The organism is Desulfovibrio inopinatus DSM 10711 (assembly GCF_000429305.1).
GTDB lineage: Bacteria > Desulfobacterota > Desulfovibrionia > Desulfovibrionales > Desulfovibrionaceae > Alteridesulfovibrio > Alteridesulfovibrio inopinatus.
The window spans coordinates 1-1,142 of record NZ_AUBP01000072.1; the positions used below are offsets into that span (position 1 = coordinate 1).

Here is a 1,142-nt window from a genome sequence, read left to right on the forward strand (position 1 = left end):
TCATGGACGATGCCATCTGAGACGATTTTCATTTGATGATCTCACCAAGTTGGCGTTGGACGTGTTGGCCGAAAACACTCAATAGCGAAGACATCACCTTATTACAAGACTTCGGACATAACTATGCAGACACCGCAGCAGTACACCACAAAACAGATTGCCGATGCTCTGGGCGCATCTGAAAGAGCTATCTATCGTCGCGCCACTCGCGAAGATTGGCCGTTTTCCAAGCGTTCGGGCCGGGGCGGGGGGAAAGTGTTCTCGCCTGAGCAGTTGCCGGCCGACGTGCGCCGGGTTTTGGCTGTCGTGGCGGCCGGGGCGTTGGCGGAATCCGGGCACGGGGCTGTTGCGGTGCCTTCCGGGGTGGGGATTGCTGCCGGGGCGGTGCCGCCTGAGCAGTATCATCAGGCGGGATTGGATCGATATGCCGTGGTGCAGGCGTGGCGGGCGCATGTGGTTGATGCCGGTTGGGGGCAAAAGGGAAAGGCCACGGAAGGATTTCTTTTTGCCTTCAATGCCGGGCACATCCTGCCGCACATTCATGCCCGACTCGGCGCGGTTGCCGTGGCAACGCTCTATGCCTGGGACAAAAAGCTCAAGAATCACGATGATAATTATCTCATTCTTTGCGACCGCAACGGGGTTTGGACGGAAGGAAAAGCTCCGGAATTGGGGCAAATCGGCTATGAGGCCGAAGAAGTCTTTTTACGGTGTTGGCTCCATCCGAATCGGCCGAGTTATCGGCTGGCCTACCGGGCTACCAGCGCCATTTTGAAGGATCGGGGGCACGAAACGGTTCCGGGGTATCATTCGTTTTATCGATTCGCCAAACGATACGAGAAAACCAATCGTGATGTGGTGGTGTTGGCGCGTGATGGAGAAAAGGCGCTCAAAGATCAGGTCCTTTCGTATATTTCGCGAGATCATGCGGCGTTGCGCGTCGGGCAATGCTTGGTGGCTGATGGCCATGATCTCAACTTTGAAGTGCTGCATCCCGTGACCGGGCGGCCGGCTCGGCTCAAGCTCATCGTGTTTTACGATTGGGCGAGCAATTTGCCGGTGGGTTGGCAGATTATGCCGACGGAAGATTCGGTTGCGATTTCGGCCGCGTTTCGGGCTGCATGCCTGCGTCTGGGGCGGTA

Annotated in this window: 1 protein-coding gene; it reads left to right on the top strand. The window is 57.0% G+C overall.

The window, feature by feature from the left end; all coding sequences use genetic code 11:
- Positions 1 to 123 precede the first annotated feature (123 nt).
- Positions 124 to 1,142, top strand: a 1,019-nt coding sequence (locus tag G451_RS0120435; RefSeq protein ID WP_034643272.1) for a DNA-binding domain-containing protein, incomplete at its 3' end; no start/stop codon positions are given.